At 69.7% G+C, this 21,946-nt stretch carries 25 protein-coding genes and 1 pseudogene; 7 read left to right on the forward strand and 19 right to left on the reverse strand.

The window, feature by feature from the left end:
- Window positions 1-133: 133 nt before the first annotated feature.
- Both mqnE and ACFV9O_RS21070 read right to left on the reverse strand, forming a co-directional pair.
- Window positions 134-1,297, reverse strand: coding sequence for an aminofutalosine synthase MqnE (mqnE, locus tag ACFV9O_RS21065; RefSeq protein ID WP_385420062.1), 1,164 nt, complete (start codon window positions 1,295-1,297; stop codon window positions 134-136).
- Between the two features lie 90 nt (window positions 1,298-1,387).
- On the reverse strand, window positions 1,388-1,843 hold the full coding sequence (locus ACFV9O_RS21070; RefSeq protein WP_385420064.1) for an Lrp/AsnC family transcriptional regulator: 456 nt from the start codon (window positions 1,841-1,843) through the stop codon (window positions 1,388-1,390).
- Between the two features lie 122 nt (window positions 1,844-1,965).
- Here ACFV9O_RS21070 and ACFV9O_RS21075 point away from each other — a divergent pair, with 122 nt between their 5' ends.
- The gene (locus ACFV9O_RS21075) at window positions 1,966-2,118 is read left to right on the forward strand and encodes a hypothetical protein (RefSeq protein ID WP_385420066.1); all 153 of its coding nucleotides are present in this window, start codon (window positions 1,966-1,968) and stop codon (window positions 2,116-2,118) included.
- Between the two features lie 38 nt (window positions 2,119-2,156).
- Here ACFV9O_RS21075 and ACFV9O_RS21080 read toward each other — a convergent pair whose 3' ends face one another.
- Entirely contained in the window at window positions 2,157-2,834 is a 678-nt protein-coding gene (locus ACFV9O_RS21080) for a UbiX family flavin prenyltransferase (protein WP_385420068.1), read from the reverse strand.
- Window positions 2,835-2,926: 92 nt separating this feature from the next.
- Here ACFV9O_RS21080 and ACFV9O_RS21085 point away from each other — a divergent pair, with 92 nt between their 5' ends.
- The gene (locus tag ACFV9O_RS21085) at window positions 2,927-3,529 is read left to right on the forward strand and encodes a rhomboid family intramembrane serine protease (protein WP_385420070.1); all 603 of its coding nucleotides are present in this window, start codon (window positions 2,927-2,929) and stop codon (window positions 3,527-3,529) included.
- Window positions 3,530-3,546: 17 nt separating this feature from the next.
- Here ACFV9O_RS21085 and mqnP read toward each other — a convergent pair whose 3' ends face one another.
- The 3 genes from mqnP to ACFV9O_RS21100 are packed head-to-tail and all read right to left on the reverse strand — an operon-like array spanning window position 3,547 to window position 6,388.
- Window positions 3,547-4,470 carry a menaquinone biosynthesis prenyltransferase MqnP gene (mqnP, locus tag ACFV9O_RS21090; protein ID WP_385420072.1) on the reverse strand — a complete coding sequence of 308 codons (924 nt, stop codon included), beginning with the start codon at window positions 4,468-4,470 and terminating at the stop codon, window positions 3,547-3,549.
- Entirely contained in the window at window positions 4,467-4,931 is a 465-nt protein-coding gene (locus tag ACFV9O_RS21095; protein ID WP_385420173.1) for a hypothetical protein, read from the reverse strand. The genes mqnP and ACFV9O_RS21095 overlap by 4 nt, the downstream gene beginning before the upstream one ends.
- A 5-nt stretch (window positions 4,932-4,936) precedes the next feature.
- On the reverse strand, window positions 4,937-6,388 hold the full coding sequence (locus ACFV9O_RS21100) for a menaquinone biosynthesis decarboxylase (RefSeq protein ID WP_385420074.1): 1,452 nt from the start codon (window positions 6,386-6,388) through the stop codon (window positions 4,937-4,939).
- Window positions 6,389-6,476: 88 nt separating this feature from the next.
- On the opposite strand from ACFV9O_RS21100, the gene ACFV9O_RS21105 reads away from it, so the two are divergent.
- Genes ACFV9O_RS21105 through ACFV9O_RS21115 form a run of 3 tightly spaced genes read left to right on the forward strand, consistent with a single transcriptional unit; the run spans window position 6,477 to window position 8,275 of the window.
- Window positions 6,477-6,866 carry a PLD nuclease N-terminal domain-containing protein gene (locus ACFV9O_RS21105; protein ID WP_385420076.1) on the forward strand — a complete coding sequence of 130 codons (390 nt, stop codon included), beginning with the start codon at window positions 6,477-6,479 and terminating at the stop codon, window positions 6,864-6,866.
- A 34-nt stretch (window positions 6,867-6,900) separates the two neighbouring features.
- Entirely contained in the window at window positions 6,901-7,356 is a 456-nt protein-coding gene (locus tag ACFV9O_RS21110) for a nucleoside deaminase (protein ID WP_385420078.1), read from the forward strand.
- Window positions 7,346-8,275: an isopenicillin N synthase family dioxygenase gene (locus tag ACFV9O_RS21115; RefSeq protein WP_385420079.1), complete on the forward strand. Its 930-nt coding sequence runs from the start codon at window positions 7,346-7,348 to the stop codon at window positions 8,273-8,275. Before ACFV9O_RS21110 ends, ACFV9O_RS21115 begins: the two co-directional genes overlap by 11 nt.
- Here the strand turns inward: ACFV9O_RS21115 and ACFV9O_RS21120 are convergent, their stop codons facing one another.
- From ACFV9O_RS21120 to hemL, 8 genes are all read right to left on the reverse strand, one after another.
- A complete protein-coding gene (locus tag ACFV9O_RS21120) occupies window positions 8,276-8,809 on the reverse strand; it encodes an SRPBCC domain-containing protein (RefSeq protein ID WP_385420080.1) in 534 nt (177 codons plus the stop codon).
- 103 nt (window positions 8,810-8,912) lie between these two features.
- A complete protein-coding gene (ccsB, locus tag ACFV9O_RS21125) occupies window positions 8,913-9,998 on the reverse strand; it encodes a c-type cytochrome biogenesis protein CcsB (RefSeq protein ID WP_385420082.1) in 1,086 nt (361 codons plus the stop codon).
- Window positions 9,995-11,737, reverse strand: coding sequence for a cytochrome c biogenesis protein ResB (locus ACFV9O_RS21130; protein WP_385420084.1), 1,743 nt, complete (start codon window positions 11,735-11,737; stop codon window positions 9,995-9,997). The genes ccsB and ACFV9O_RS21130 overlap by 4 nt, the downstream gene beginning before the upstream one ends.
- Window positions 11,738-11,740: 3 nt before the next feature.
- Window positions 11,741-12,478 (reverse strand): cytochrome c biogenesis CcdA family protein, encoded by a 738-nt coding sequence (locus ACFV9O_RS21135; protein ID WP_385420086.1) that lies wholly within the window; start codon window positions 12,476-12,478, stop codon window positions 11,741-11,743.
- Window positions 12,479-12,485: 7 nt separating this feature from the next.
- Window positions 12,486-13,100, reverse strand: coding sequence for a TlpA family protein disulfide reductase (locus tag ACFV9O_RS21140; RefSeq protein ID WP_385420088.1), 615 nt, complete (start codon window positions 13,098-13,100; stop codon window positions 12,486-12,488).
- Between the two features lie 77 nt (window positions 13,101-13,177).
- Window positions 13,178-14,446: a hypothetical protein gene (locus ACFV9O_RS21145; protein WP_385420090.1), complete on the reverse strand. Its 1,269-nt coding sequence runs from the start codon at window positions 14,444-14,446 to the stop codon at window positions 13,178-13,180.
- Between the two features lie 156 nt (window positions 14,447-14,602).
- The gene (locus ACFV9O_RS21150; RefSeq protein ID WP_385420091.1) at window positions 14,603-15,295 is read right to left on the reverse strand and encodes a histidine phosphatase family protein; all 693 of its coding nucleotides are present in this window, start codon (window positions 15,293-15,295) and stop codon (window positions 14,603-14,605) included.
- Window positions 15,292-16,608 (reverse strand): glutamate-1-semialdehyde 2,1-aminomutase, encoded by a 1,317-nt coding sequence (gene hemL / locus ACFV9O_RS21155; protein WP_385420093.1) that lies wholly within the window; start codon window positions 16,606-16,608, stop codon window positions 15,292-15,294. Before hemL ends, ACFV9O_RS21150 begins: the two co-directional genes overlap by 4 nt.
- Before the next feature lie 125 nt (window positions 16,609-16,733).
- Between hemL and ACFV9O_RS21160 the strand changes: the two genes are divergently transcribed.
- Window positions 16,734-17,291 (forward strand): hypothetical protein, encoded by a 558-nt coding sequence (locus tag ACFV9O_RS21160; RefSeq protein WP_385420095.1) that lies wholly within the window; start codon window positions 16,734-16,736, stop codon window positions 17,289-17,291.
- A 49-nt stretch (window positions 17,292-17,340) separates the two neighbouring features.
- Here the strand turns inward: ACFV9O_RS21160 and ACFV9O_RS21165 are convergent, their stop codons facing one another.
- From ACFV9O_RS21165 to ACFV9O_RS21180, 4 genes and pseudogenes are all read right to left on the reverse strand, one after another.
- Complete coding sequence (locus ACFV9O_RS21165; RefSeq protein WP_385420097.1) at window positions 17,341-17,958, reverse strand: hypothetical protein; 618 nt, start codon at window positions 17,956-17,958, stop codon at window positions 17,341-17,343.
- Between the two features lie 76 nt (window positions 17,959-18,034).
- On the reverse strand, window positions 18,035-18,949 hold the full coding sequence (gene htpX, locus ACFV9O_RS21170) for a zinc metalloprotease HtpX (protein WP_385420099.1): 915 nt from the start codon (window positions 18,947-18,949) through the stop codon (window positions 18,035-18,037).
- Between the two features lie 225 nt (window positions 18,950-19,174).
- Complete coding sequence (locus ACFV9O_RS21175) at window positions 19,175-20,290, reverse strand: magnesium and cobalt transport protein CorA (RefSeq protein WP_385420101.1); 1,116 nt, start codon at window positions 20,288-20,290, stop codon at window positions 19,175-19,177.
- A 211-nt stretch (window positions 20,291-20,501) separates the two neighbouring features.
- Window positions 20,502-20,729, reverse strand: a pseudogene (locus tag ACFV9O_RS21180) (hemin transporter); the annotation flags it as partial.
- A 285-nt stretch (window positions 20,730-21,014) separates the two neighbouring features.
- Here ACFV9O_RS21180 and ACFV9O_RS21185 point away from each other — a divergent pair.
- Window positions 21,015-21,443, forward strand: a complete 429-nt coding sequence (locus tag ACFV9O_RS21185; protein ID WP_385420103.1) for a hypothetical protein — start codon at window positions 21,015-21,017, stop codon at window positions 21,441-21,443.
- Here the strand turns inward: ACFV9O_RS21185 and ACFV9O_RS21190 are convergent.
- Window positions 21,364-21,930, reverse strand: coding sequence for a TIGR03086 family metal-binding protein (locus ACFV9O_RS21190; protein ID WP_385420175.1), 567 nt, complete (start codon window positions 21,928-21,930; stop codon window positions 21,364-21,366). The two genes, ACFV9O_RS21185 and ACFV9O_RS21190, sit on opposite strands and share 80 nt — an antisense overlap.
- Window positions 21,931-21,946 lie beyond the last annotated feature (16 nt).

Below are 21,946 nucleotides of genomic sequence, written 5' to 3' on the forward strand. Positions count from 1 at the left end.
CCCCCGACGGTAACAACCGCCCGGGGGCCCCTCGGAAGCCGTCCGGAGCGTGAGAACGGACACCCTGGCCGGCGTGTGGCACCACGCTCTGCGAGGCCGCTCCCGCCGGACCCCAGGAGGAGTCCCCGGACCGTCAGACCCTCATCGGCTGCGGCGACTCGCGGCGGTCCGGGTCCGGGCCCTGGTACTCGCGGATGACCTCGTAGCGGGTGTTCCGCTCGACGGGGCGGAAGCCCGCGTCGCGGATCAGCTCCAGCAGGTCGTCGCGGGTCAGCTTGTTCGGGGTGCCGTAGTTGTCGGCGTCGTGCGTGATCTTGTACTCGACGACCGAGCCGTCCATGTCGTCCGCGCCGTGCTGGAGCGCGAGCTGGGCCGTCTGGACGCCGTGCATGACCCAGAAGACCTTGACGTGCTGGACGTTGTCGAAGAGGAGCCGCGAGACCGCGAAGGTCTTCAGCGCCTCGGCGCCCGTGGCCATCGTCGTCCGCGCCTGCAGGCGGTTGCGGACCTTGCCGTCCTTCATGTCGACGAAGTCGTGCTGGTAGCGCAGCGGGATGAAGACCTGGAAGCCGCCGGTCTCGTCCTGGAGTTCACGCAGCCGCAGGACGTGGTCCACGCGGTGACGGGGCTCCTCGATGTGCCCGTACAGCATCGTGCACGGGGTCTTCAGACCCTTCTCGTGCGCGAGGCGGTGGATGCGCGACCAGTCCTCCCAGTGGGTGCGGTGGTCGACGATGTGCTGCCGGACCTCCCAGTCGAAGATCTCGGCGCCGCCGCCGGTCAGCGACTCCAGGCCGGCCTCGATCAGCTCGTCGAGGATCTCGGACGCGGAGAGCCCGGAGATGGTCTCGAAGTGGTGGATCTCCGTCGCCGTGAACGCCTTCAGCGAGACGTTCGGCAGGGCCTTCTTCAGCTCGCTGAGCGACCGCGGGTAGTAGCGCCACGGCAGGTTGGGGTGGAGCCCGTTGACGATGTGCAGCTCGGTGAGGTTCTCGTTCTCCATCGCCTTGGCGAGGCGGACGGCCTCCTCGATGCGCATGGTGTACGCGTCCTTCTCGCCCGGCTTGCGCTGGAACGAGCAGTACGCGCACGAGGCCGTGCACACGTTCGTCATGTTGAGGTGCCGGTTGACGTTGAAGTGGACGACGTCACCGTTCTTGCGCGTACGCACCTCGTGGGCGAGGCCACCGAGCCAGGCCAGGTCGTCCGACTCGTACAGAGCGATGCCGTCCTCGCGGCTGAGCCGCTCGCCGGCGCGGACCTTCTCCTCCAGCTCGCGCTTGAGCCCCGCGTCCATCAAGCCGCCTCCCATACGTCAACCAATCGGGCCTGACCCACCGTACTCCCCCGCACTTCGCAGGCGGGGGCACCCCCATGGCGCTCCGCGCTAGCCCTCTTCGGGAAGTTCGCCGACCCGGTTCTCCCACTTCGTGGAGAGCACGATCGTCGTACGCGTCCGCGAGACGCCCTTCGTCCCGGACAGCCGGCGGATCGTCTTCTCCAGTCCGTCGACGTCGCTCGCCCGCACCTTGAGCATGTACGAGTCGTCGCCCGCGATGAACCAGCAGTCCTCGATCTCCTCGAGGTCGCGCAGCCGGCGCGCCACGTCCTCGTGGTCGGCCGCGTCGGAGAGGGAGATGCCGATCAGCGCGGTGACGCCGAGACCGAGCGAGGCGGCGTCGACGGTCGCGCGGTAGCCGGTGATGACACCCGCCGCCTCCAGGCGGTTGATGCGGTCGGTGACGGAGGGACCGGAGAGTCCGACGAGCCGGCCGAGCTCGGCGTACGAAGCCCTGCCGTTCTCGCGCAGAGCCTGGATGAGCTGCCTATCCACGGCGTCCATATGCCTGAGCCTTCCATTGTTCAGCAATAACGCAAGTTTACGTGTAGAATCTAAGGCACACAGGGCCGACACCCTGTGAACCTTTCAAACGATCACACGATCCATACAGATCCATACAGGAGATGACACTCACCGTGTACACGATCGAGATGGCCTACGCCCACATGCGACAGCTGCAGGAGCTGGCCAACCGCTCGCGTGCTCACCAGCCTGCCGCCGCTCACCGCACCGACCGGACGGGCCGTCCCGCCCGCCGCGCGGCCAAGAAGCGCTAGGCCCTCCGCGCCAGGACCCCGGCCCGGGTCCTGTCCGATCACTGGTCACCTCGGGACTGGGCACCACCCAGCTCCCCCTCCCAACGGCGGTACAGCCGGTGCGGCACCCCTGCCGCGTCCAGCACCCGCCCCGCGACGAAGTCCACCAGATCCTGGATGTGCGTCGCGCCCGCGTAGAACGCCGGAGAGGCGGGCAGTACGACAGCGCCCGCCTCGTCCAGTGCCACAAGATGCTTCAGGGTCTGCCCGTTCAGCGGAGTCTCCCGTACCGCGACCACCAGCTTCCGGCGCTCCTTGAGCGTCACGCTCGCCGCCCGCTGCAGCAGGTCCTTCGACAGACCCAGTGCCACGCCCGCGACACAGGCGGTCGACGCCGGCACGATCAGCATCCCCTTGACGGGATACGACCCCGACGACGGTCCTGCGGCGAGATCCCCCGCTGCCCAGTGCCGTACGTCGGCGGCCTCGTCCACCGCGAAGGTGCGGGGCTTGCCGTCGGCCCCCCGCTCCAGCCACGTGCGCAGATCGTCGCGCCAGTGGGCGTCCCGGAACGCGATGCCGGTCTCGTCCAACAGGGTGAGCCGCGACGCCCGCGACACCACCAGATCGACGCTCTCGCCCGCGTCGAGCAGTCCGCGCAGCACGGCGGCCGCGTAGGGGGTCCCGGACGCCCCGGAGACCCCGACGACCCACGGGGTGCGGTTGGCGTCATTCATGGCATCGAGCCTATCCGGCCATCGGATGGCGGAACTGGGTAAGGTACCCCGGACGTTTCCGGGGGGAGACGCGGGAAGCGCAGGGGGCCTTGATGTCGACCACATCGCTCGAACGGAGCCGGACCGACCGGGCGAAGGCGGCCGGGAAGCTGATGCTGGGCTGGGTGGCACTGCTGTGGGCGCTGGAGGCGATCGACGTCGCGACCGGCCACAGCCTCGATCCGTACGGGATCACGCCGCGCGAGCCCGGCGAGCTGGGCGACATCGTCTCGGCGTCGTTCCTCCACTTCGGCTTCGCCCATGTCGCGTCGAACAGCGTCCCTCTGCTGATCTTCGGCTTCCTCGCCGCGCTCGGCGGCATCCGCCGCTTCCTGGCCGTGGCCGCGCTGATCATCGTGGCCGACGGCATCGGCGTGTGGCTGATATCGCCGCCGAACTCGAACACGGCGGGGGCGTCCGGCCTCGTCTTCGGCCTCTTCGGCTATCTGCTGGTCCGCGGATTCGTGGACCGCCGGCTCCTCGACGTCGCCACGGGCCTCGTGATCGGCGCGATCTGGGGCGGCTCGATACTGCTCGGCATCTCCCCCGCCAACACGGAGGTGAGCTGGCAGGGCCACCTCGTGGGCCTGGTGGCGGGAGTGGCGGCGGCATTCGTCTTCCGCCGCCGCAGGGCCGCGCCCGTGCTCACGCCGTAGCACCGTGGCGCCGCCTGCTACACCGTCAGGCCCCGCACCAGCAGGTCCAGCAGCGCGCACGCGAAGAGCGCGATCCCGATGAAGCCGTTCACCGTGAAGAACGCCCTGTTCAGGCGGGACAGATCGTGCGGCCGCACGATCGTGTGCTCGTAGATGAACGCGACCGCGACGATGAGCAGGCCCAGCCAGAAGAAGAGCCCGGCGCCGACCGCGAGGGCGTACCAGACGAAGAGCGCCATCGTCACGGCGTGGCAGGCACGCGCGCCCCACAGCGCCGCCGGGACGCCGAAGCGGGCCGGGACGGACATGACGCCCTCGGCCCGGTCGGCGGCGACGTCCTGGCAGGCGAAGATCAGGTCGAAGCCGCCGATCCAGATGCCGACCGCGAGGCCGAGGATCACCGCTTCCCAGGACCAGGACCCGGTGATCGCGATCCATGCGCCGACCGGGCCCATCGCCTGGGCGAGGCCGAGGATCGCGTGCGGGAAGTTCGTGAACCGCTTCCCGTACGGATAGACCACCATCGGGACGACCGCGACGGGCGCGAGGGTCAGGCACAGCGGGTTGAGCAGCGCCGCGGCACCCAGGAAGACCACGACGGCCACGCCCGCCCCGGTCCACGCGGACCGCACCGACACCGCACCCGTGACCAGCTCCCGCCCCGCAGTGCGCGGGTTACGGGCGTCGATCTCGCGGTCGATGATCCGGTTGCAGGCCATCGCGAAGGTCCGCAGGCCCACCATGGCGACGGTGACGAGCAGCAGCTTGTCCCAGTGGATGCTCCGGTCGAGCTCGAACATCGCGGTGAGCGAGGCGATGTACGCGAACGGCAGCGCGAAGACCGAGTGCTCGATCATCACGAGCCTGAGGAACGCCTTGACCTTGCCGGTCGGCTGCGGCGCGGAGCCGGGGCCGAGTACGCCGTCTGCGGTGGTGGTCATGCCAGGCTCCTCCGGAAGTCCTCAAGCTCGTCGCGGAGGTCCGCGACGGGCAGCGCCCCCAGCTCCAGTTCGAGCGGGTCCTCACCGCCGTCGGGCGGGGCGACGCGGGCGAGCAGGGCCACCCGGTCGTCGCCGCGGGTGCGGCCGTCCAGGCCGAGCGCACCGTCCGCGAGGTCCAGCGCGAAGTCGGCGTCGCCGTCCAGGGCCGTCAGCAGGGCGTCCGCGAACGCGGCGGCCTCGGCGTCGGCGAAGCCGGGCAGGACGAAGCCGCGGCTCTCGCCGTCGGCCCGGTCGGCGAGCAGCTGCCAGGTGTCCTCGGGGCCGGCGAACTCCTCCGGGGAGACCCCGGCCCGCTCGGCCGCGAGGCGCAGCCCCGGGTCGTTCAGGTCCAGCTCGGGGCGCACCAGCGCCACGCACGGGGTGTCGGCGCCGAGGAACAGGGCGGGACCGCCCACGGCCATCGGGCTCACAGGCCGTACTCCTTCCAGCGGCGGTCGACCAGCGCCGCCGTGTCCGGGTCGGAGAGGACCATGTTCGGCCAGCCCCCGTCGCGGGTGTAGCCCTCCTCGGGCCACTTCTTCGTCGCGTCGATGCCCGCCTTGCCGCCCCAGAACTGCTGGTAGGACGAGTGGTCCAGATGGTCCACCGGGCCTTCGACCACGGTCAGGTCCCGGGCGTAGTCGGTGTTGCCGAGCGCCCGCCACGACACCTCGTGCAGATCGTGGACGTCGCAGTCCGAGTCGACGACCACGATCAGCTTGGTCAGCGACATCATGTGCGCGCCCCAGATGGCGTGCATGACCTTCTGCGCGTGCTTCGGGTACTTCTTGTCGATCGAGACGATCGCGCAGTTGTGGAAGCCGCCCGACTCCGGCAGGTGGTAGTCCACGATGTCCGGCACGATGATCTTCAACAGCGGCAGGAAGAAGCGTTCCGTCGCGCGGCCCAGCGGCCCGTCCTCCGTCGGCGGCCGGCCCACGACGATCGACTGCAGCAGCGGCCGCTTCCGCATCGTCACGCAGTCGATCGTCAGCGCCGGGAAGTCCTCCTGCGGCGTGTAGAAGCCGGTGTGGTCGCCGAACGGCCCCTCGGGAAGCATCTTCCCGGGCTCCAGCCACCCCTCCAGCACGACCTCCGCCTGCGCCGGCACCTGCAGCGGCACGGTCTTGCAGTCGACCATCTCGATGCGCTTGCCCTGCACGAAGCCGGCGAACAGGTACTCGTCGATGTCGCCCGGCAGGGGCGCCGTCGACGCGTACGTCACGGCCGGCGGGCAGCCGAAGGCGATCGCGACCGGCAGCCTCTCCCCGCGGCGTGCCGCCACCTGGTAGTGGTTGCGGCTGTCCTTGTGGATCTGCCAGTGCATCCCGATGGTGCGCTTGTCGTGGCGCTGCAGCCGGTACAGCCCGAGGTTGCGCACACCCGACTCCGGGTCCTTGGTGTGCGTGAGCCCCAGGTTGAAGAAGGAGCCGCCGTCCTCGGGCCAGGTGAACAGCGCGGGCAGCCGGTCCAGATCGACGTCGTCGCCGTGCAGGACGACCTCCTGCACGGGGGCGTCCTTCACCTTCTTCGGGGGCACGTGCGTCATCGCGCCGAGCTTCCCGAACGCCTCGCGCACCCCGACGAACCCGTGCGGCAGCTCCGGCTTCAGCAGCCCGCCGATCTTCGCGCTGATCTCGTCGTACGACTTCAGGCCCAGCGCCTTGAGGAGCCGGCGGTCCGTCCCGTACACGTTCATCGCGAGCGGCATGGACGAGCCGCGCACGTTCTCGAAGAGGAGCGCCGGGCCACCGGACTTCTGGACCCGGTCGACGATCTCCCCGACCTCCAGATACGGATCGACTTCGGCCTTGATGCGCTTGAGGTCGCCCTCGCGCTCCAGTGCGCGCAGCAGCGAGCGAAGATCGTCGTAAGCCATGCCGTCCAGTATCGGCCACCCACTACGCTGGAACGGTCACCGGGGCCGGTCCGCGCCCCGCAACCGCTGCTTGGGGGCTGGCTCGACCATGATCAGATATCTGCCGTTCATCCTGATCCTGGCGCTCACGATCTACGCGTTCATCGACTGTCTGAACACCCCCGAGGACGAGGTCAGACACCTCCCCAAGGTGGTCTGGGTGATCATCATCCTGCTCTTCTCGATAGTCGGCCCGATCGTCTGGTTCGCGGCAGGCAAACTGCGGCGCGCGCCGGCGGGCGGTTCGACCCCGTCCGAGTGGCACCGCAACCACAAGACGCAGTGGGTCGCGCCCGACGACAATCCCGAGTTCCTGAACACGCTCAAGGAAGCGAGCAAGAAGGACGAGGAACTCCTCAAGGACTGGGAGGCGGACCTGCGCCGCCGCGAGGACGAGCTGAAGCGGCGCGAGCGGGGGGACGACCCCCAGCAGCCCTGAGGAGCCGTGAGCAGCCCGAGGTGAGGGTGGGCCGATGGACCGGGAACAGGCACGGCACTGGCTGGCGACCGCTCTCGCCGAGGCCCGCGCGGGTCTCACGGAGGGCGGCATCCCGATCGGCGCCGCGCTGTACGGCGCGGACGGCACACTCCTCGGCCGTGGCCACAACCGCCGTGTCCAGGACGGCGATCCCTCGCTGCACGCGGAGACCGCGGCCTTCCGGGCGGCGGGGCGGCAGCGCTCGTACCGCGGCACGACGATGGTCACCACCCTCTCCCCCTGCTGGTACTGCTCCGGGCTCGTCCGGCAGTTCGGCATCTCGCGGGTCGTCGTCGGCGAGGCCGAGACCTTCCACGGCGCCCACAGCTGGCTCGCCGCGCACGGCGTGGACGTCGTGGTCCTGGACGACCCCGAATGCACGGCCCTGATGCGTGAGTTCATCGACAGCCACCCCGAGCTGTGGAGCGAGGACATCGGCGATGACCAGTGACCGCATTCCCGTGATCGACCTGGGGCCCTGGCTCGCCGGGGACCCGGATGCCCGCGCCCGTACCGCCGCCACCTTCGACGGGGCCCTGCGCACGGCGGGCTTCCTGCTCGTCACCGGCCACGGGGTGAGCCAGGACCTGCGGACGGAGATCCGCGATCTGGCGCGCGGCTTCTTCCGGCTTCCGCCGGCCGCGAAGGAGCCGTACGCGGTGAAGGTCGGCGAGCGCGGCTGGCTGGGTCCCGGGGCGGAGGCCAACGGGTACGCGGAGGGCACGCAGACGCCGCCCGATCTGAAGGAGTCGCTGTCCTTCGCGGCGCACGAGCCGATCGGCGATCCGGCGGTCGACGCGGAGTGGTTCCTGCCGAACACGTGGCCGAGCGAGGTCCCCGCACTGCGTCCGGCCGTGGAGACGTACCTGACCGCGATGCGGGCGCTGTCCGACCAGCTCCTCGGGCTGCTGGGGGTGGCACTCGGCGAGTCCGACGACTTCTTCACCCGGCACACCGGGCATCCGACCTGGGGCTTCAACATCAACTGGTATCCCGGCAGGGACACCGTCGGCGAGCCGCAACCCGGTCAGTTCCGGATCGGCCCGCACACCGACTTCGGCACGGTCACCGTCCTCGACCGGCAGACCGGCAGGGGCGGGCTCCAGGTCTTCACGGACGAGGGGGGCTGGGAGGACGCCCCGTACGGGCCGGATGCGCTGACCGTCAACATCGGGGACCTGATGGCCCGCTGGACCGGCGGCCGCTGGTGCTCGGGACGCCACAGGGTCCTGCCGCCGCCCGCCGACGTACCGGCCGAGGAACTGATGTCGCTCGTCTACTTCTACGAGTGCGATCCGGGTACGGACGTGCGGGGCATCGACTCGCACACGTATCTGCGGGCCCAGCTGGACGCGATCACGGCCGGCTGATCACTTCCGGCCGGCGTACTCCTCCCGGAGCTGCTGGAAGCGGTCCGGGGTCCAGGCGGACCAGTCGGCGGGGTGGCCGTCGAGCGCGGCGTCCAGGTACTCGAAGTGCTGGTGCCAGCCCGCCAGGTTGTCGAGGCGCTGCTCGTCGGTCCCGGTGAACTCGTTGGTGAAGCGCAGGACCGTCGCCAGGGAGTCCGCGGGCGCCGGCTCCATGTGGAAGCGGATCCGGCCGTGCTGTTCGACGGTGTACTCGGCGACGGCCTCCCTGTCCCAGGCCGTCACCCGCCCGGAGACCACCGTCCCCTCTCCCTCCACCTCCGCGTTGAGCCACCGCAGCGTCACCCGGCCGTCGAGGTGCGGTTCCAGCAGATCGGCCGCGGCCAGCCACTGTGGCAGGCCCTCCGGGGTGGCCACGGCGGCCCAGACGGTCACCACGGGGTGCGGAAGGTGCATCACGAAGTGCAGGACGTGGGTGTCGCCGTCGTCGCCCTCGCGGGTCTCGCTGGTGCCATGAGGGATCGCTTCCGTCGTCATGGCACCAGCGTCGCCCGTGCGGGCCGGGCCCGCTACCGCGCCTCGCCCACCCGGTCGACCGGCGTCCACCGAGGCTGACGAGGGCTGACGGGAGCTGACGGGATTACTCGACTCCTGCGTAGCCGTGGAGGCTGTTCACGAAGAGGTTGACGCCGTAGTAGTTGAAGAGGAAGCAGGCGAAGGCGACCAGCGCGATGTACGCGGCCTTGCGGCCCTTCCAGCCCGCGGTCGCGCGCGCGTGCAGATACGCGGCGTACGCGACCCAGGTGATGAAGGACCAGACCTCCTTGGCGTCCCAGCCCCAGTAGCGGCCCCAGGCGTCGCCGGCCCAGATCGCACCCGCGATGATCGTGAAGGTCCACAGCGGGAAGACCGCGGCGTTGACGCGGTAGGCGAACTTGTCGAGCGAGGCCGCGGCGGGCAGGCGCTCCAGCACCGAGCGGGCGAAGGAGCCGGGGTTGCCGCCGTTCTCCAGCTTGTTCTCGTACGAGTCCCGGAAGAGGTACAGGAGCGTCGCGACGGCGCCGAGGTAGAACACCGCGCCGCAGAAGATCGCCGTGGAGACGTGGATCCACAGCCAGTACGAGTGCAGTGCCGGGACCAGCTGGTCGCTCTCGGTGTACAGCCAGGTGACCGCGATGCCGAGGTCCAGGAGGACTGTGGTGACCAGCGGCAGCCCGATCCAGCGGACGTTCTTCTTCGCGAGGAGGAAGCCGAGGTACGCGCCGACCACCACCGTGGAGAAGGTCGTGGAGAACTCGTACATGTTGCCCCAGGGGGCGCGCTGCACGGACACGGCGCGGGCGACGACGCCGGCCGCCTCGACGAGGAAGGCGAGGACGGTCAGCGAGACCGCGATCCGCCCGTAGAGGTCGCCCTTGGCCGTGCCGCCGGCGGCGCCGGGGCCGTCCGGGACGTCGCGCTGTCCGGCGGCCGTGCGCGTGACGACCTTCGGGCGCTCCAGCACCGTGGTGCCGCCTCCGGTGGAGCCGGTGCTTGCACCGGGGGTCACGGCCGGTGCCGCGGGGGCGGTGAGCGCGGCGGCGGTACGGCCGACCTTGCTGCGGCTGCCGAAGACCCACTCGGCGATGTGCGCCAGGAACGCCAGGGTGTAGACGGCCATCGACGAGTAGATCAGCACGTTGCTGAACTCGGCGAGGCTTTCGTTGGTGGCGGCGGCGAGATTCACTTCTGAGTCCCTTCGGAAGGAACGTCGGCAGGTACGTCTGCGGGTTCGTCGGCAGGTGCGGCTGCCGCTTCAGGCGCGGTCGGCGCCTCTGTGTTGAGCGTCAGGGCCAGGTCCGCCAGCTCCTCGGGAAGCTTCGCGGACTCGCTCCGGCCGAGCCCGGCCATCTCGACGACGGTCACGCCGTCGTCCCCTCGTACGGCCCTGACCCAGACCCGGCGCCGCTGGATGAAGAGCGAGCCGGCGAGGCCGGCGATCGCAGCGATCGCGCCCGCGAGGGCAAGACCGCTGCCCGGCTGCTGGGAGATCTGGAAGCTGGCCCACTCCTTGATCTCCTTCTCGAAGGTGACCGAGCCGGCGCCGTCGGGCAGCGTCATGGTCTCACCGGGCAGCAGCGTCTGCTTGAACACGTCGCCCTTGGCGCCCTTGAACGGCGTCATCTTGCTGGTGTCCAACTGGTACACGTTCTGCGGAAGTCCCGCGTTGACCCGCAGGTCGCCGTGGTAGGCGCCCAGGTTCAGCGCCGGGAACACGAGCCCGGGGAACTGCGAGAACATCTGTCCCTGGCCCTTGCCCGCGTACGTCGGGACGAAGAACGCGGGGAAGCCCAGCTGGTCCTTCTTGCCGTTCTTGTCCCGGTAGCCGTCCATCACCTTGATGACACCGGTGGAGGTGACGTTGCTGTCGATGGGCAGCAGCGGCACGGCGTCCCGGAACACGATCTTGCCCCGGGCGTCCCGGACGGTGACGACGGGCGCGTAGCCGTGGGAGAGCAGATAGACCTTGGAGCCGTCGATCTCCAGGGGTTCGTTGACCCGGATGACGCGCTTCTTCTCCTTGCCCTCGGCGCCCTCGCTGTACGTCACGGCCGCCTCGAAGGTGCGCGGGGTGCCGCGCTGGGGCCCGTTGGCCTCGTACGTACCCGTGAAGCTGTCCAGCGTGAAGCTGAACGGGGCCAGCTCGTCGACGCTGAACAGGGACCCGGACTTGAAGTCGTCGTACTGGGTGAGCGTGTTGGAGAAGCCGCTGCCCTCGACGATCAGCTTGCCGCCCTCGGACTTGAAGAGCTGTCCGACGGCGAAGGCCACCAGCATCACGATCAGCGCGACGTGGAAGACGAGGTTGCCCGCCTCCCGCAGATAGCCCTTCTCGGCGGCGACCGCGTCCCCGGCGATGTGCGAGCGGAAGCGGCGCTTCGTCAGGATCGCGAGCGCGGCCTCGCGGACCGCCTCGGGCTCGGCATCCGTGCGCCAGGTCGTGTGGACGGGCAGCCGGGTGAGCCGCTTGGGGGCGGCCGGCGGGCGGCCGCGCAGCTGGCCGACGAACTGCCAGGTGCGGGGCACGATGCAGCCGATGAGCGAGACGAACAGCAGGATGTAGATCGCGGAGAACCACACCGAGCTGTAGACGTCGAAGAGCTGGAGCTTCTCGAACAGGGGCGCCCAGAACTCGTTGTTCGCCTTCCAGGCGGCCACCTTGGTCTCGTCCGCGCTGTTCTGCGGGATGAGGGAGCCGGGGATGGCACCGAGTGAGAGCAGGAAGAGCAGGATCAGGGCGACCCGCATCGACGTCAGCTGCCGCCAGAACCAGCGCACCCAGCCGATGACACCGAGGGTGGGACCGCCGACAGGATCCGCCTGCTCCTCCTGAGGGGCGGTGGAGAGCCGGTCGGTTCCCGTCTCCTCGGCCGCCGACTCCTCGGTCGCCGGCGTCCCGGCCGCCGTGTGTGCCGTCTTGCTCATGGATCAGATCCCCACCTGGAAGCCCTTGGACCAGCCCTGCATCTCCTGTACGAGGATGTCCCACGCACCTGTGAGGAGCAGCAGGCCGGTCGCGATCATCATGCCGCCGCCGATGCGCATCACCCACGCATAGTGCCGCTTGACCCAGCCGAAAGCGCCGAGCGCCTTGCGGAACGCGACGGCGGCGAGGATGAACGGCAGGCCGAGCCCGAGGCAGTAGGCGGCCGTCAGCAGTGCCCCGCGGCCCGCACTGGCCTGGTCGGCGGCGAGCGCGTTGACGGAGGTGAGCGTCGGGCCGATGCACGGGGTCCAGCCGATGCCGAAGAGCGCGCCCAGGACCGGCGCCCCGACCAGACCCGTCGTCGGCCGCTTGTGGAAGCGGAACTCGCGCTGGGTGAGGAAGGGCATCAGGCCCATGAAGAAGATCCCCATCAGGATCATCAGCACGCCGAGGACCGTGGTGAGGGTCTCCCGGTGCTCCTGCAGTGTCCAGCCGAAGTAGCCGAAGAGCGCGCCGCCGGAGACGAAGACGGCGGAGAAGCCGAGGACGAAGAGGGTCGCCCCGGCGGTCATCCGGCCGCGCTTGGCCTCGGCCAGGTCGGTGCCGGTGACGCCGGTCACGTACGAGAGATAGCCCGGGACCAGCGGCAGCACGCACGGGGAGAAGAAGGAGACGAGTCCTCCGAGTACGGCGATGGGCAGTGCGAGCAGCAGTGCCCCGCTGTAGACGGTCTCGTTCATGAGGTGGTCACTTCTCCGCGATCAGCGGGTCGATCATCGAGCGGAGCGCCTTGTCGTCGAGTGCCCTCAGGGCGCGCGCCGCGATCTTTCCGTCCCGGTCGATGACGATCGTGGAGGGGATCGACTGCGGGTTGAGGCTGCCCTTGGGGAATTTCAGGATCAGCTTGCCGATCGGGTCGTGGAAACTCGGGTACGTGACCCCGAATTCGTCCTCGAAGGCGAGGGCGGGGGCCGTCTGGGTGTCACGGGTGTTGATGCCGATGAACTCGACGCCCTCGGCCTTGGTGTCCTTGGCGACCTTCTCCAGGTACTTGGCCTCGCTGCGGCAGGGCGTGCACCACGAGCCCCACACGTTCATGACGACGATCTTGCCCCGGTAGTCGGCGAGGTCGAGCGGCTTGCCCGCCAGGTCCTTGCCGGACAGCTCCGGGGCGGGCGCCCGCTCGCCCTTGGTGGCGGTGGAGATCCCGCCGGTGTTGGTCACGAAGTTGGTGTCGCCACCGCCGCCGGACTTGCCGTTGGAGTCGCCGCTGCACGCCGACAGCGTGAGCGCGGCCGCCAGGGCACCGGCGCCGGCGCCGGCGGCGAGCAGAGTGCGTCGAGGGGCGCGGCTGAGGCTCATGTGAAAAGTTTCGCATGAGCCTTCGGGAGATCTTCCGCACCCCCCTCGCTGCCCGTAACGCCCCTTGTCAAGACGGATTAAGCGGCGGTCGTCCTGAGGAAGGTGTTCCAGCCGCCCGCGGGGGACTGTCCGACCTCGAGCGTACGGAGCTTCGCGAGGATCTTCGGGTCCTGGACGTCGAGCCAGTCGCAGAACTGCCGGAAGGACACGAGGCGTACGTCCTTCTTGCCGGCCATTCCCTTGAGCGCCTCTTCGACGGCGTCCATGTAGATGCCGCCGTTCCACTGCTCGAAGTGGTTGCCGATGAAGAAGGGCGCGCGATTCGACTCGTACGCGCGGTTGAATCCGTTGAGATACGCATCGGTGGCCTGCTTGCGCCAGCCCGGATAGCGCGACGGCATGCCCTTGGTCGAATTCTGCGACTGATTGGCGAGGATGTTGTAGTCCATCGAGAGCACCTCGAAGGAGTGCCCGGGGAACGGCACGGCCTGCAGCGGCAGGTCCCAGACGCCGCCCCGCTTCTCGGGCCACATCTGGCGGCCGCCGGGCGAGCTGGCGTCGTAGCGCCAGCCGAGCTTCTTCGCGGTGGGCAGGAGATTGTCCTGGCCGAGCAGGCAGGGGGTGCGGCCGCCGACGAGTTCCTTGCGGTAGTCGAAGGGCAGCGGTTCGATGTCCGTCCAGCCGCTGTTCGTCTTCCATTCGGTGACGAAGGATACGGCCTGGTCGATCTCGCTCTGCCACTGCGCGGGCGTCCAGTTTCCGACCGAGCCGGAGCCGGCGCAGAAATGCCCGTTGAAGTGGGTGCCTATCTCATGGCCTTCGAGCCAGGCCTGGCGGACGTACGTCAGGGTCTCCTTGATGTGGCCGTCCGTGAGGTAGCCGATGTCGGACGCGCCGATCCTGTTGTTCGGCGGCCGGTAGAGCGTCTTCTTCGACTCCGGCAGCAGATAGATCCCGGAAAGGAAGAACGTCATCGCCGCGTCGTGGTTCCTGGCGAGTTCCAGAAAGCGGGGGAAGAGTCCGTTGCCGACCTCGCCCGCGCCGTCCCAGGAAAAGATCACGAATTGCGGCGGGGTCTCGCCCGGCTGGAGCGGGACGGGCCGGTCGGGCTGGTTCGGCTGCTTCCCGGTGTCGGCGGTCGAACCGTCACCTATGAGCCGGACGGGCTTGGCGGTGGAGCCCGGGGGCTTGCCGTTGCCCCCGCCTTTTCCCTCGCCGCCGCTGCCACCGGACCGTCCCGGGCCGCCGTTGCCGGAATCGGAACCGGTGCCGCAGCCGGCGATTCCCATCGCCGCCGCGGCACCGAGTCCCGCCCCGAGCAAGCCCCTTCGGCTGATCTTGCGCATATGTCCCCGACCCCGTCCCTGTCCCCGTGCCGTTCGCGTTCCGGCCGCCGTGCCGCCAATGGGTTAGATGGCGTGCCGGACGCGAAGGTTCCAGGAATGAGCGGGGACTTGGCCGGTCGGCCGGAGGAATCCATGCGCCGGATCTTTGCGCCGGATCTATGCGCCGAAGGCCTTCGACTTTCCCTTGACCGGCTTGGCACCGGCGAGAAGGTGCGCGGGAACAAGATCGCGAGCGGGCTCCGAATATCCGACCGAGACGATCTTGTCGCCGTGATACGTGAAAGTCGTCAGCGACGCGAGCGTGCATTGACGGCGGCGCGGGTCGTGCCAGAGCCGGCGCTGCTCCACATAACTGCGCACGATCCAGATCGGCAGCTGATGGCTGACGAGGACGGCCTCGTGACCGCGCGCCGCGTCCCGGGCGGAGCCCAGCGCGCTCATCATCCGCACGACCTGGTCGACGTACGGCTCGCCCCAGGACGGCCGGAACGGGTTGGTGAGGTGTTTCCAGTTGCCCGGCTTGCGCAGCGCGCCGTCGCCGACGCCGAAGGTCTTGCCCTCGAAGACGTTCGCCGCCTCGATCAGCCGCTCGTCGGTGTCCAGGGTCAGGCCGTGCGACTTGGCGATCGGCGCGGCGGTCTCCTGTGCACGCTCCAGCGGGGACGCCACGACATGGGCGATGTCCCGGTCCGCGAGGTGCTCGGCGACGCGGTCGGCCATCTGCCGGCCGAGGTCGGACAGGTGGTAGCCGGGACGGCGGCCGTAGAGGACCCCGTCCGGGTTGAGCACCTCACCGTGGCGGATGAGATGAACGACCGTCGTTTCCGTACTGGTTTCCGTGCCGCTCATGCCGTGGCCTCCGCGGCGGCGCGGGCGGCCGCGGGCAGCGCGGCGGCGATCCGCTCGATCGCGGTGTCGTCGTGGGCGGTCGACACGAACCAGGACTCGAACGCGGACGGCGGGAGGTAGACGCCCTGAGAGAGCATCGAATGGAAGAACGCGTTGAAGCGGAACGCCTCCTGCTTCTTGGCGTCGTCGTAGTCGCGCACCTCACGGTCGGTGAAGAAGACCGAGAACATGTTGCTCGCGGTCTGCAGCCGGTGGGCGACGCCTTCCTTGGCCAGCGCCTCGGTCACCAGGGCCTGGATCCGCTCGGAGACCGCGTCGACCTTCTCGTACGCCGCGTCGTCGAGGAGGCGCAGCTGGGCGAGGCCGGCGGCGGTGGCGACCGGGTTCCCGGAGAGGGTGCCCGCCTGGTAGACCGGCCCGGCCGGGGCGAGGTGGCCCATCACATCGGCACGTCCGCCGAACGCCGCGGCCGGGAAGCCGCCGCCCATGACCTTGCCGAACGTCATCAGGTCCGGGGTGACGTCGTCGATGCCGTACCAGCCGGCCTTCGACGTACGGAAGCCGGTCATGACCTCGTCCGAGATGTACAGCGCGCCGTTCTTGGCGCAGGCGTCCTTCAGCCCCTGGTTGAAGCCCGGCCGCGGCGGGACCACGCCCATGTTGCCGGGGGACGCCTCGGTGATCACACAGGCGATCTCGCCGGGGTGCGCGTGGAAAGCGGCGTGAACCGATTCCAGATCGTTGTACGGCAGCACGATCGTGTCGCCCGCCTGGGCGCCCGTGACGCCCGGTGTGTCCGGCAGCCCGAAGGTCGCGACGCCGGAGCCGGCCGCGGCCAACAGCGCGTCCACGTGCCCGTGGTAGCACCCGGCGAACTTGATCACCTTGGCGCGCCCGGTGAATCCGCGGGCGAGCCGGATCGCCGACATCGTCGCTTCCGTACCGGACGAGACAAGTCTCACCTGCTCGACGGGGGCGACCCGTGCCACGATCTCCTCGGCGAGCGCAACCTCGCCCTCCCCCGGCGTACCGAACGAGGTGCCGCGGGCGACAGCCTCCTGAACTGCGGCGATGACCTCGGGGTGGGAGTGGCCGAGGATCATCGGACCCCAGGAGCACACGAGGTCGACGTACTCGCGGCCGTCCGCGTCGGTCAGGTACGGACCGGTACCGGACACCATGAACCGGGGCGTACCGCCCACGGCGCGGAAAGCACGGACAGGAGAGTTCACGCCGCCGGGCGTCACGAGGGACGCGCGGTCGAAAAGCGTCTGCGAAACTGGGGCGTCATAGGGAAAGCTCACGGAATCCATGGTGTCAGAGGCTCGGACGTATCTGCGGACAGGTGTTTCACCGCACGTTCGCGGGGGAGGTCACTGTCACGATGATCGGGTTGCGCGGCGGGGGCTGTGCGTCCTAAAAGCAGTCGGGTGGAGATATGCATCGCGGTGGCGGACTGGGCGAGGGGACCGACGGCCTGGGCCCCGAGCCTGCCCGGCGGGGGAGGCACCGGCGACACGAGGCGGACGACCCCGTGGGTAGCAGGGGTGGCGGCCGCATGGGAGTGACCTACAAGTACTTCGGCGCACCCGACGGCGCCACGGCTGCCCGTGTGCCCATTTCGATGCGCCCCGAGGAGCTCGGCGGCGACGAGCTCGGCATGGGCGGAATGTTTTCCAAGATCAAGCCCGAGACGATAGCCGCGATGGTCCTCACGGGTATCCAGGGCATGCCCCTGCACAAGGTGCCGCCCCTGGAGCTGGTGGTCCTGCACCCCGACTACGCGGTGGTGAAGCTCCCCATGACCGTCGTCGACCCCCTGCGCGGCGTCGGCGAGGAGTCGGTGGGCGCGGCGGCGTTCATCTGGTCGACGGTCCCGGATCGCGGGGGTCCGCGGGACGCGTTCAACGTGTACCAGCTGCTGCACGAGTGGCAGGACTTCAGCCACCGCCTGCACGAGGCGGGGCATCAGCCCTACTGCCTGGTGTGGCCCTGACCCAGGGCCGTACGGAGTGTGGGCGGGGCTGCCACTTACGGCTCGGGGTTCAGACGTTCCTGTCGCCGTCCTCCGTCCCGCCGAGCCCCGGCGCGCCCCACACCGGGAACCAGCGGCCCAGGTCGGTCTCGATCCGCAGGTCGTCCGCGAGAAGGGCCCTGATCTGGAGCTCCAGGGCGCTGTCGCGCTTCTCGGCCGTTCCGGGAAGCGGCGCGAAGGGGTAGAAGGTGCCGCGCTTGTAGAGATAGACGAGCGCCAGCGCGCGCTCCCCGGTCGCGTCGCGGAAGCCGATCAGGGAGCAGAGGAGCTGCGGGCCGAAGCCGGCGTCCTGGAGGAGGGTGTTGACGGCGTGCAGGTCGTTGACGAGTGAGACCGTGTCGTCGGCGGGTTGGCGGGCCAGAAGCCAGGTGTAGCCGTACGAGTCCTGGCTGAACTCGACCGGTACGCCGCCCCGGCCGGTGTCGGCGTCGAGCAGTTCCCGTACGTCCTCCTGGATCCTGGCGAAGGCACCGCCCTCGACGCTGGCGAAGCAGACCGAGCCCATGCCGGTCGGGAGGAACCCGGCACTCGCCTGGAGGGTGATCGCGGCAGCCGGCAGGCCGAAGAGCTGGTCGAGGTCGGGACGTACGGGCTTGCTGCGACCGAGGATGGTGTCGAGGAGTCCCACGGGAAGAACCTCTGTTCGTCGTCCTGGGCGATACGGGGCGTAAGAGGCCGGGGCCCGCGTCGCGCGGGTGCGGGCGTCACGCGCGGCCGAGCTGCGTCGAGATCCTGGCCAGCTGGTCCAGGCGCTGCTCCAGCGTCGGGTGCGAGGAGAGCAGCCTGCTCAGGCTCTCCTTCGACGAGAACGCGGGCGCGAACCAGAAGGCGTTGAACGGCTCCGCCTTCCGCAGGTCCCGCGTCGGGATCCGTGCCATCTGTCCGGTCACCTTCGTCAGCGCGGACGCGAGCGCCGACGGACGGCCGGTCAGCAGCGCGGCGGCGCGGTCGGCGGACAGCTCGCGGTAGCGGGAGAGCAGCCGGGTCAGCAGGAAGCTGATCACGTAGACGACTGCGCTGACCAGCGGTATCAGGAGCATGGCGATGGCGGTGTTGCTGTCGCGGCTGTTCCGGCCGAGGCCGGTGTAGAGCGCGACGCGGGTCATCATGCCCGCGAGGACACCGAGGAACGAGGCGATGGTCATCACCGCGACATCGCGGTGGGCGACGTGCGACAACTCGTGCGCGAGGACGCCCTCCAGCTCCTCCGGCTCCAGGCGACGCAGCAGGCCGGTGGTGGCGCAGACCAGGGCGGTTCTCTCGTTGCGGCCGGTGGCGAAGGCGTTCGGCACGTCGCTGTCGGCGATCGCCACGCGGGGCTTGGGCATGTCGGCGAGGGCACAGATGCGGTCCACGGTGCCGTGCAGCTCGGGCGCCTGCTCGGGGGTGACCTCGCGCGCGCCCATGCTGTAGGCCGCGATCCGGTCGCTGAACCAGAACTGGGCGACGAACACGGCGCCCGCGATCACCAGGATGATGGGCCACGAGCTCTTGAGGAGGGCCAGCAGGACGCCGACGAAGACCACGTAGAGCAGCCCGATCAGGAACATGGTCGTCACCATGCGGGTGGTGAGTCCCCTGTCCGGGACATAGCGGGAATGTGACCGGGCCTTGGGCATCTGAGTCACCCTCCAGGCGGAACATTGTTACTGCGCCCCTACCTCCTTAATTGTGCCCCTTTCATGCATATATCCGACATAAAGGATCCGACGGAGGGGGGCCCGGGCTTGGTGCCCGGGCCCTGCTTCCCGGCTCGGGCCTGGCACCTGGAACCCGGGCCTTGGGCTTGGGCTTGGAGCCTGGGCTTGTGCTTGGAGCCTGGGCTTGGGCTTGGAGCCTGGGCGTCAGAGCCAGCCGTTGCGGCGGAAGCCCCGGTGGATGACGAAACAGGCGATCGCGATGACCCCGAGGGCGACCGGGTAGCTGTACGTCCACCGCAGCTCGGGCATGTGGTCGAAGTTCATGCCGTACACGCCGCAGACCATCGTCGGTACGGCCACGATCGCCGCCCACGCCGTGATCTTGCGCATGTCCTCGTTCTGGGCGACCGTCATCTGCGCCAGATGGGCCTGGAGGATCGAGTCGAGGAGCGAGTCGAAGCCGTTGACCATCTCGCCCGCGCGGGCGAGATGGTCGGAAACGTCCCGGAAGTACGGCCGGATGTCCGGGTCGATGAAGGAGGCGGGCTGGGTGGCGAGGGCATCGAGCGGCCTGCTCAGCGGGGACATCGCCCGCTTGAACTCCAGCAGTTCCCGCTTCAGCTGATAGATCCGCCCGGCCTCGCCACGACCCGCGGCACCGCGGCCCGCGTGTTCGGAGAAGACGCTGGTCTCGACCGCCTCTATGTCGTCCTGGACGGCATCGGCGACGGCGACGTACTCGTCCACGACGAAGTCGGCCACGGCGTGCAGCACCGACGACGGGCCCTTCGCGAGCTGCTCGGGCGTCGCTTCGAGCGCCTCGCGCAGCGGGCCGAGCGAGCCGTGCCGCCCGTTCCGGATGGTGATCACGAAGTCCTTGCCGATGATGACCGTGATCTCGCCGGTCTCCACGACCTGGCTGGTGGCGGTCAACTGGTCGTGCTCCGCGTAACCGACGGTCTTGAAGACGGCGAGGAGCGCGTCGTCGTACGGCACGACCTTGGGCCGGCGATGCGCATTGACGGCGTCCTCCACTGCGAGCGGGTGCAGGCCGAACAGCTCTGCCAGCGACGCGAATTCCTCCAGCGTCGGCTCGTGCAGCCCGATCCAGACGAAGCTGTTGGTACCGGGGTTGTCGCCGTTCTCCTTGCGGACGCGGCGCAGTGCCTCCTCGGCCGGGCAGTGGCCGGACTGCCGCAACCCGGCCGCGTATCCCACGCAGTTGACGACGGCGCTGCCCAGCGGCGATCGGGCCGGGTGGCTCAGGTCGACGGTGCGCCGGTACGCGCGGCGCACCGCGCGGCGGAGGTTCCGGATCATGGACAACGTGGGCTCCCGAACGGATGAACAGGCTCTCCTTCCCACCCTCCCCGACGACAAGTCGCTTGTCCACGGCGGTCCGTGTCCGGGGACTGGACGGCGGTCCGGCGGGGGGCCGCGCAGCTGTCCGGGCGGGGCCGCGCGGCGGGCCGACGGCGGCCTGCGCCCCGGCCCGTCGTTTCGTGCGCCCGGTCAGGCTGCCGCGTCGTCGCCGGGTGTCCGGGTGGGCGAGCAGGGCGCCCGCGAACGCGGCGACGGAACCCGCGAGGGCCTGACGCCGGCTGCCGTTGGCCTGGTTGCCGCGGTTGAAGAGGTCGCGCAGCAGCTCGCGCCGGGCGGCGAACATCCGCTCGTAGAAGAGGGACGTGATCTCGCCGATCGCCCCGCTCACGGCGGGCAGCGTGGCACGGACGGCTTCGGTCGACTTCTCGGACAGCACGGCGGCACTCCCGGACGGCTGGGACAGGGCTCTGACCTGTTCCAGCCTGTCCGCCCGAAAAGTCACGGCAGCGTGGCTTTCGGCTGGATTCGTCCGCACGAAAGTTACGTGAGGGTCCTGGGGTGATCCCGCACTTCCCGGTATCCGGACATTCTTTTGAACGGTGAACTATCTCCAGCCGTGCCCCACGCCGGCCGATGACCACAGTGCACGCGTCGCGCGTGCGCCCGTCCTGTCGCGTGCACGCGCGGTGTCGCGACATCCGACCCACCGAGGAGGCCCGGCGTGGGCGACGTCCTGCTGGCCCTGTGCATCCCGCTGATGGTCTGCGCGAGCGGCATCTACGCGGTGTGCGAGAGCTGGTGGCGGCGCCGCAGACGTGCGACGGCGCCGCCGTGGTCGTCGTGGTCGTCGCCGTCGCCCTGGCAGTCGCCGTACGCGCACGCCGGGGCCCGCCGCGCCGAGCGCGAGATGCTCATGGCGGCGGAGGAGATCGTGGAGGAGGCGTACGCACGTCTTGCCGGGCTGTACGAGGGCGGGTGCGCCGGCGCGTACGGCGGCTGCGCCTGCGGGGCGGACGCCGTCGAAGGCGCCGACGGCGAGGCGGACGGCCGCGTCGGCAGGGGCGGCTGCGTCAGCGCGGGCTCCACCGCGGATCGCGGCCCGTCGTCGCCAGCAGCCGCTCGAACGGGGACGCGTCCTCCGGCACACTGACCGGCTTGCCGAACGCCTTGTACTCCTGGGCCATCGGGGCCATCTCCTCGACCGCCGGGCCGAGTTCGGCGACGACTCCCGGATCGGGCTCGTACGACTGCCCGGTCGCGCGGGCCAGGTCCCATACGTGCGCGGTCATGTCCAGAAGCACCATGTGGCCGACGGTCCTGGCGGGAAGGCCCAGCGAACCCGTGGTGCCCTCCTCCGCGCCAGGCTCGGCCCAGGCCTTCACCAGGGCCGCGGTCTCCTCCTCGAAAAGGCCCTGCCAGTCGCCGGCCGTCCGGTCGGGGGTCGTGGAGAAGTCGGAGTCCTTCTTGGCGGCGAGCGCCTGGAAGTTGACGATCACCTGGAGGAGGTGGTTGATCAGGGCGCGTACGTCGTAGTCCGCGCACGGCGTCGGCGCGGCAAGGGCCTCCGAGGCCACTCCGCGTACGACGGGAAGGGCGCGTGCGGTTGTCGCTTCGAGCAGTTCACTGATGGCCTTCATGCCGTCGACGCTGCCG

The organism is Streptomyces sp. NPDC059909 (assembly GCF_042730885.1).
In the GTDB taxonomy this organism is placed as follows: Bacteria; Actinomycetota; Actinomycetes; order Streptomycetales; family Streptomycetaceae; genus Streptomyces.

Excerpts from the sequence above, each read along its gene's own strand:
- mqnE (WP_385420062.1), bottom strand. The coding sequence starts at position 1,297 with ATGGACGCGGGGCTCAAGCGCGAGCTGGAGGAGAAGGTCCGCGCCGGC.
- ACFV9O_RS21070 (WP_385420064.1), bottom strand. The coding sequence starts at position 1,843 with ATGGACGCCGTGGATAGGCAGCTCATCCAGGCTCTGCGCGAGAACGGC.
- ACFV9O_RS21075 (WP_385420066.1), top strand. The coding sequence starts at position 1,966 with ATGACACTCACCGTGTACACGATCGAGATGGCCTACGCCCACATGCGA.
- ACFV9O_RS21080 (WP_385420068.1), bottom strand. The coding sequence starts at position 2,834 with ATGAATGACGCCAACCGCACCCCGTGGGTCGTCGGGGTCTCCGGGGCG.
- ACFV9O_RS21085 (WP_385420070.1), top strand. The coding sequence starts at position 2,927 with ATGTCGACCACATCGCTCGAACGGAGCCGGACCGACCGGGCGAAGGCG.
- mqnP (WP_385420072.1), bottom strand. The coding sequence starts at position 4,470 with ATGACCACCACCGCAGACGGCGTACTCGGCCCCGGCTCCGCGCCGCAG.
- ACFV9O_RS21095 (WP_385420173.1), bottom strand. The coding sequence starts at position 4,931 with ATGGCCGTGGGCGGTCCCGCCCTGTTCCTCGGCGCCGACACCCCGTGC.
- ACFV9O_RS21100 (WP_385420074.1), bottom strand. The coding sequence starts at position 6,388 with ATGGCTTACGACGATCTTCGCTCGCTGCTGCGCGCACTGGAGCGCGAG.
- ACFV9O_RS21105 (WP_385420076.1), top strand. The coding sequence starts at position 6,477 with ATGATCAGATATCTGCCGTTCATCCTGATCCTGGCGCTCACGATCTAC.
- ACFV9O_RS21110 (WP_385420078.1), top strand. The coding sequence starts at position 6,901 with ATGGACCGGGAACAGGCACGGCACTGGCTGGCGACCGCTCTCGCCGAG.
- ACFV9O_RS21115 (WP_385420079.1), top strand. The coding sequence starts at position 7,346 with ATGACCAGTGACCGCATTCCCGTGATCGACCTGGGGCCCTGGCTCGCC.
- ACFV9O_RS21120 (WP_385420080.1), bottom strand. The coding sequence starts at position 8,809 with ATGACGACGGAAGCGATCCCTCATGGCACCAGCGAGACCCGCGAGGGC.
- ACFV9O_RS21130 (WP_385420084.1), bottom strand. The coding sequence starts at position 11,737 with ATGAGCAAGACGGCACACACGGCGGCCGGGACGCCGGCGACCGAGGAG.
- ACFV9O_RS21135 (WP_385420086.1), bottom strand. The coding sequence starts at position 12,478 with ATGAACGAGACCGTCTACAGCGGGGCACTGCTGCTCGCACTGCCCATC.
- ACFV9O_RS21140 (WP_385420088.1), bottom strand. The coding sequence starts at position 13,100 with ATGAGCCTCAGCCGCGCCCCTCGACGCACTCTGCTCGCCGCCGGCGCC.
- ACFV9O_RS21145 (WP_385420090.1), bottom strand. The coding sequence starts at position 14,446 with ATGCGCAAGATCAGCCGAAGGGGCTTGCTCGGGGCGGGACTCGGTGCC.
- ACFV9O_RS21150 (WP_385420091.1), bottom strand. The coding sequence starts at position 15,295 with ATGAGCGGCACGGAAACCAGTACGGAAACGACGGTCGTTCATCTCATC.
- hemL (WP_385420093.1), bottom strand. The coding sequence starts at position 16,608 with ATGGATTCCGTGAGCTTTCCCTATGACGCCCCAGTTTCGCAGACGCTT.
- ACFV9O_RS21160 (WP_385420095.1), top strand. The coding sequence starts at position 16,734 with ATGCATCGCGGTGGCGGACTGGGCGAGGGGACCGACGGCCTGGGCCCC.
- htpX (WP_385420099.1), bottom strand. The coding sequence starts at position 18,949 with ATGCCCAAGGCCCGGTCACATTCCCGCTATGTCCCGGACAGGGGACTC.
- ACFV9O_RS21175 (WP_385420101.1), bottom strand. The coding sequence starts at position 20,290 with ATGATCCGGAACCTCCGCCGCGCGGTGCGCCGCGCGTACCGGCGCACC.
- ACFV9O_RS21190 (WP_385420175.1), bottom strand. The coding sequence starts at position 21,930 with ATGAAGGCCATCAGTGAACTGCTCGAAGCGACAACCGCACGCGCCCTT.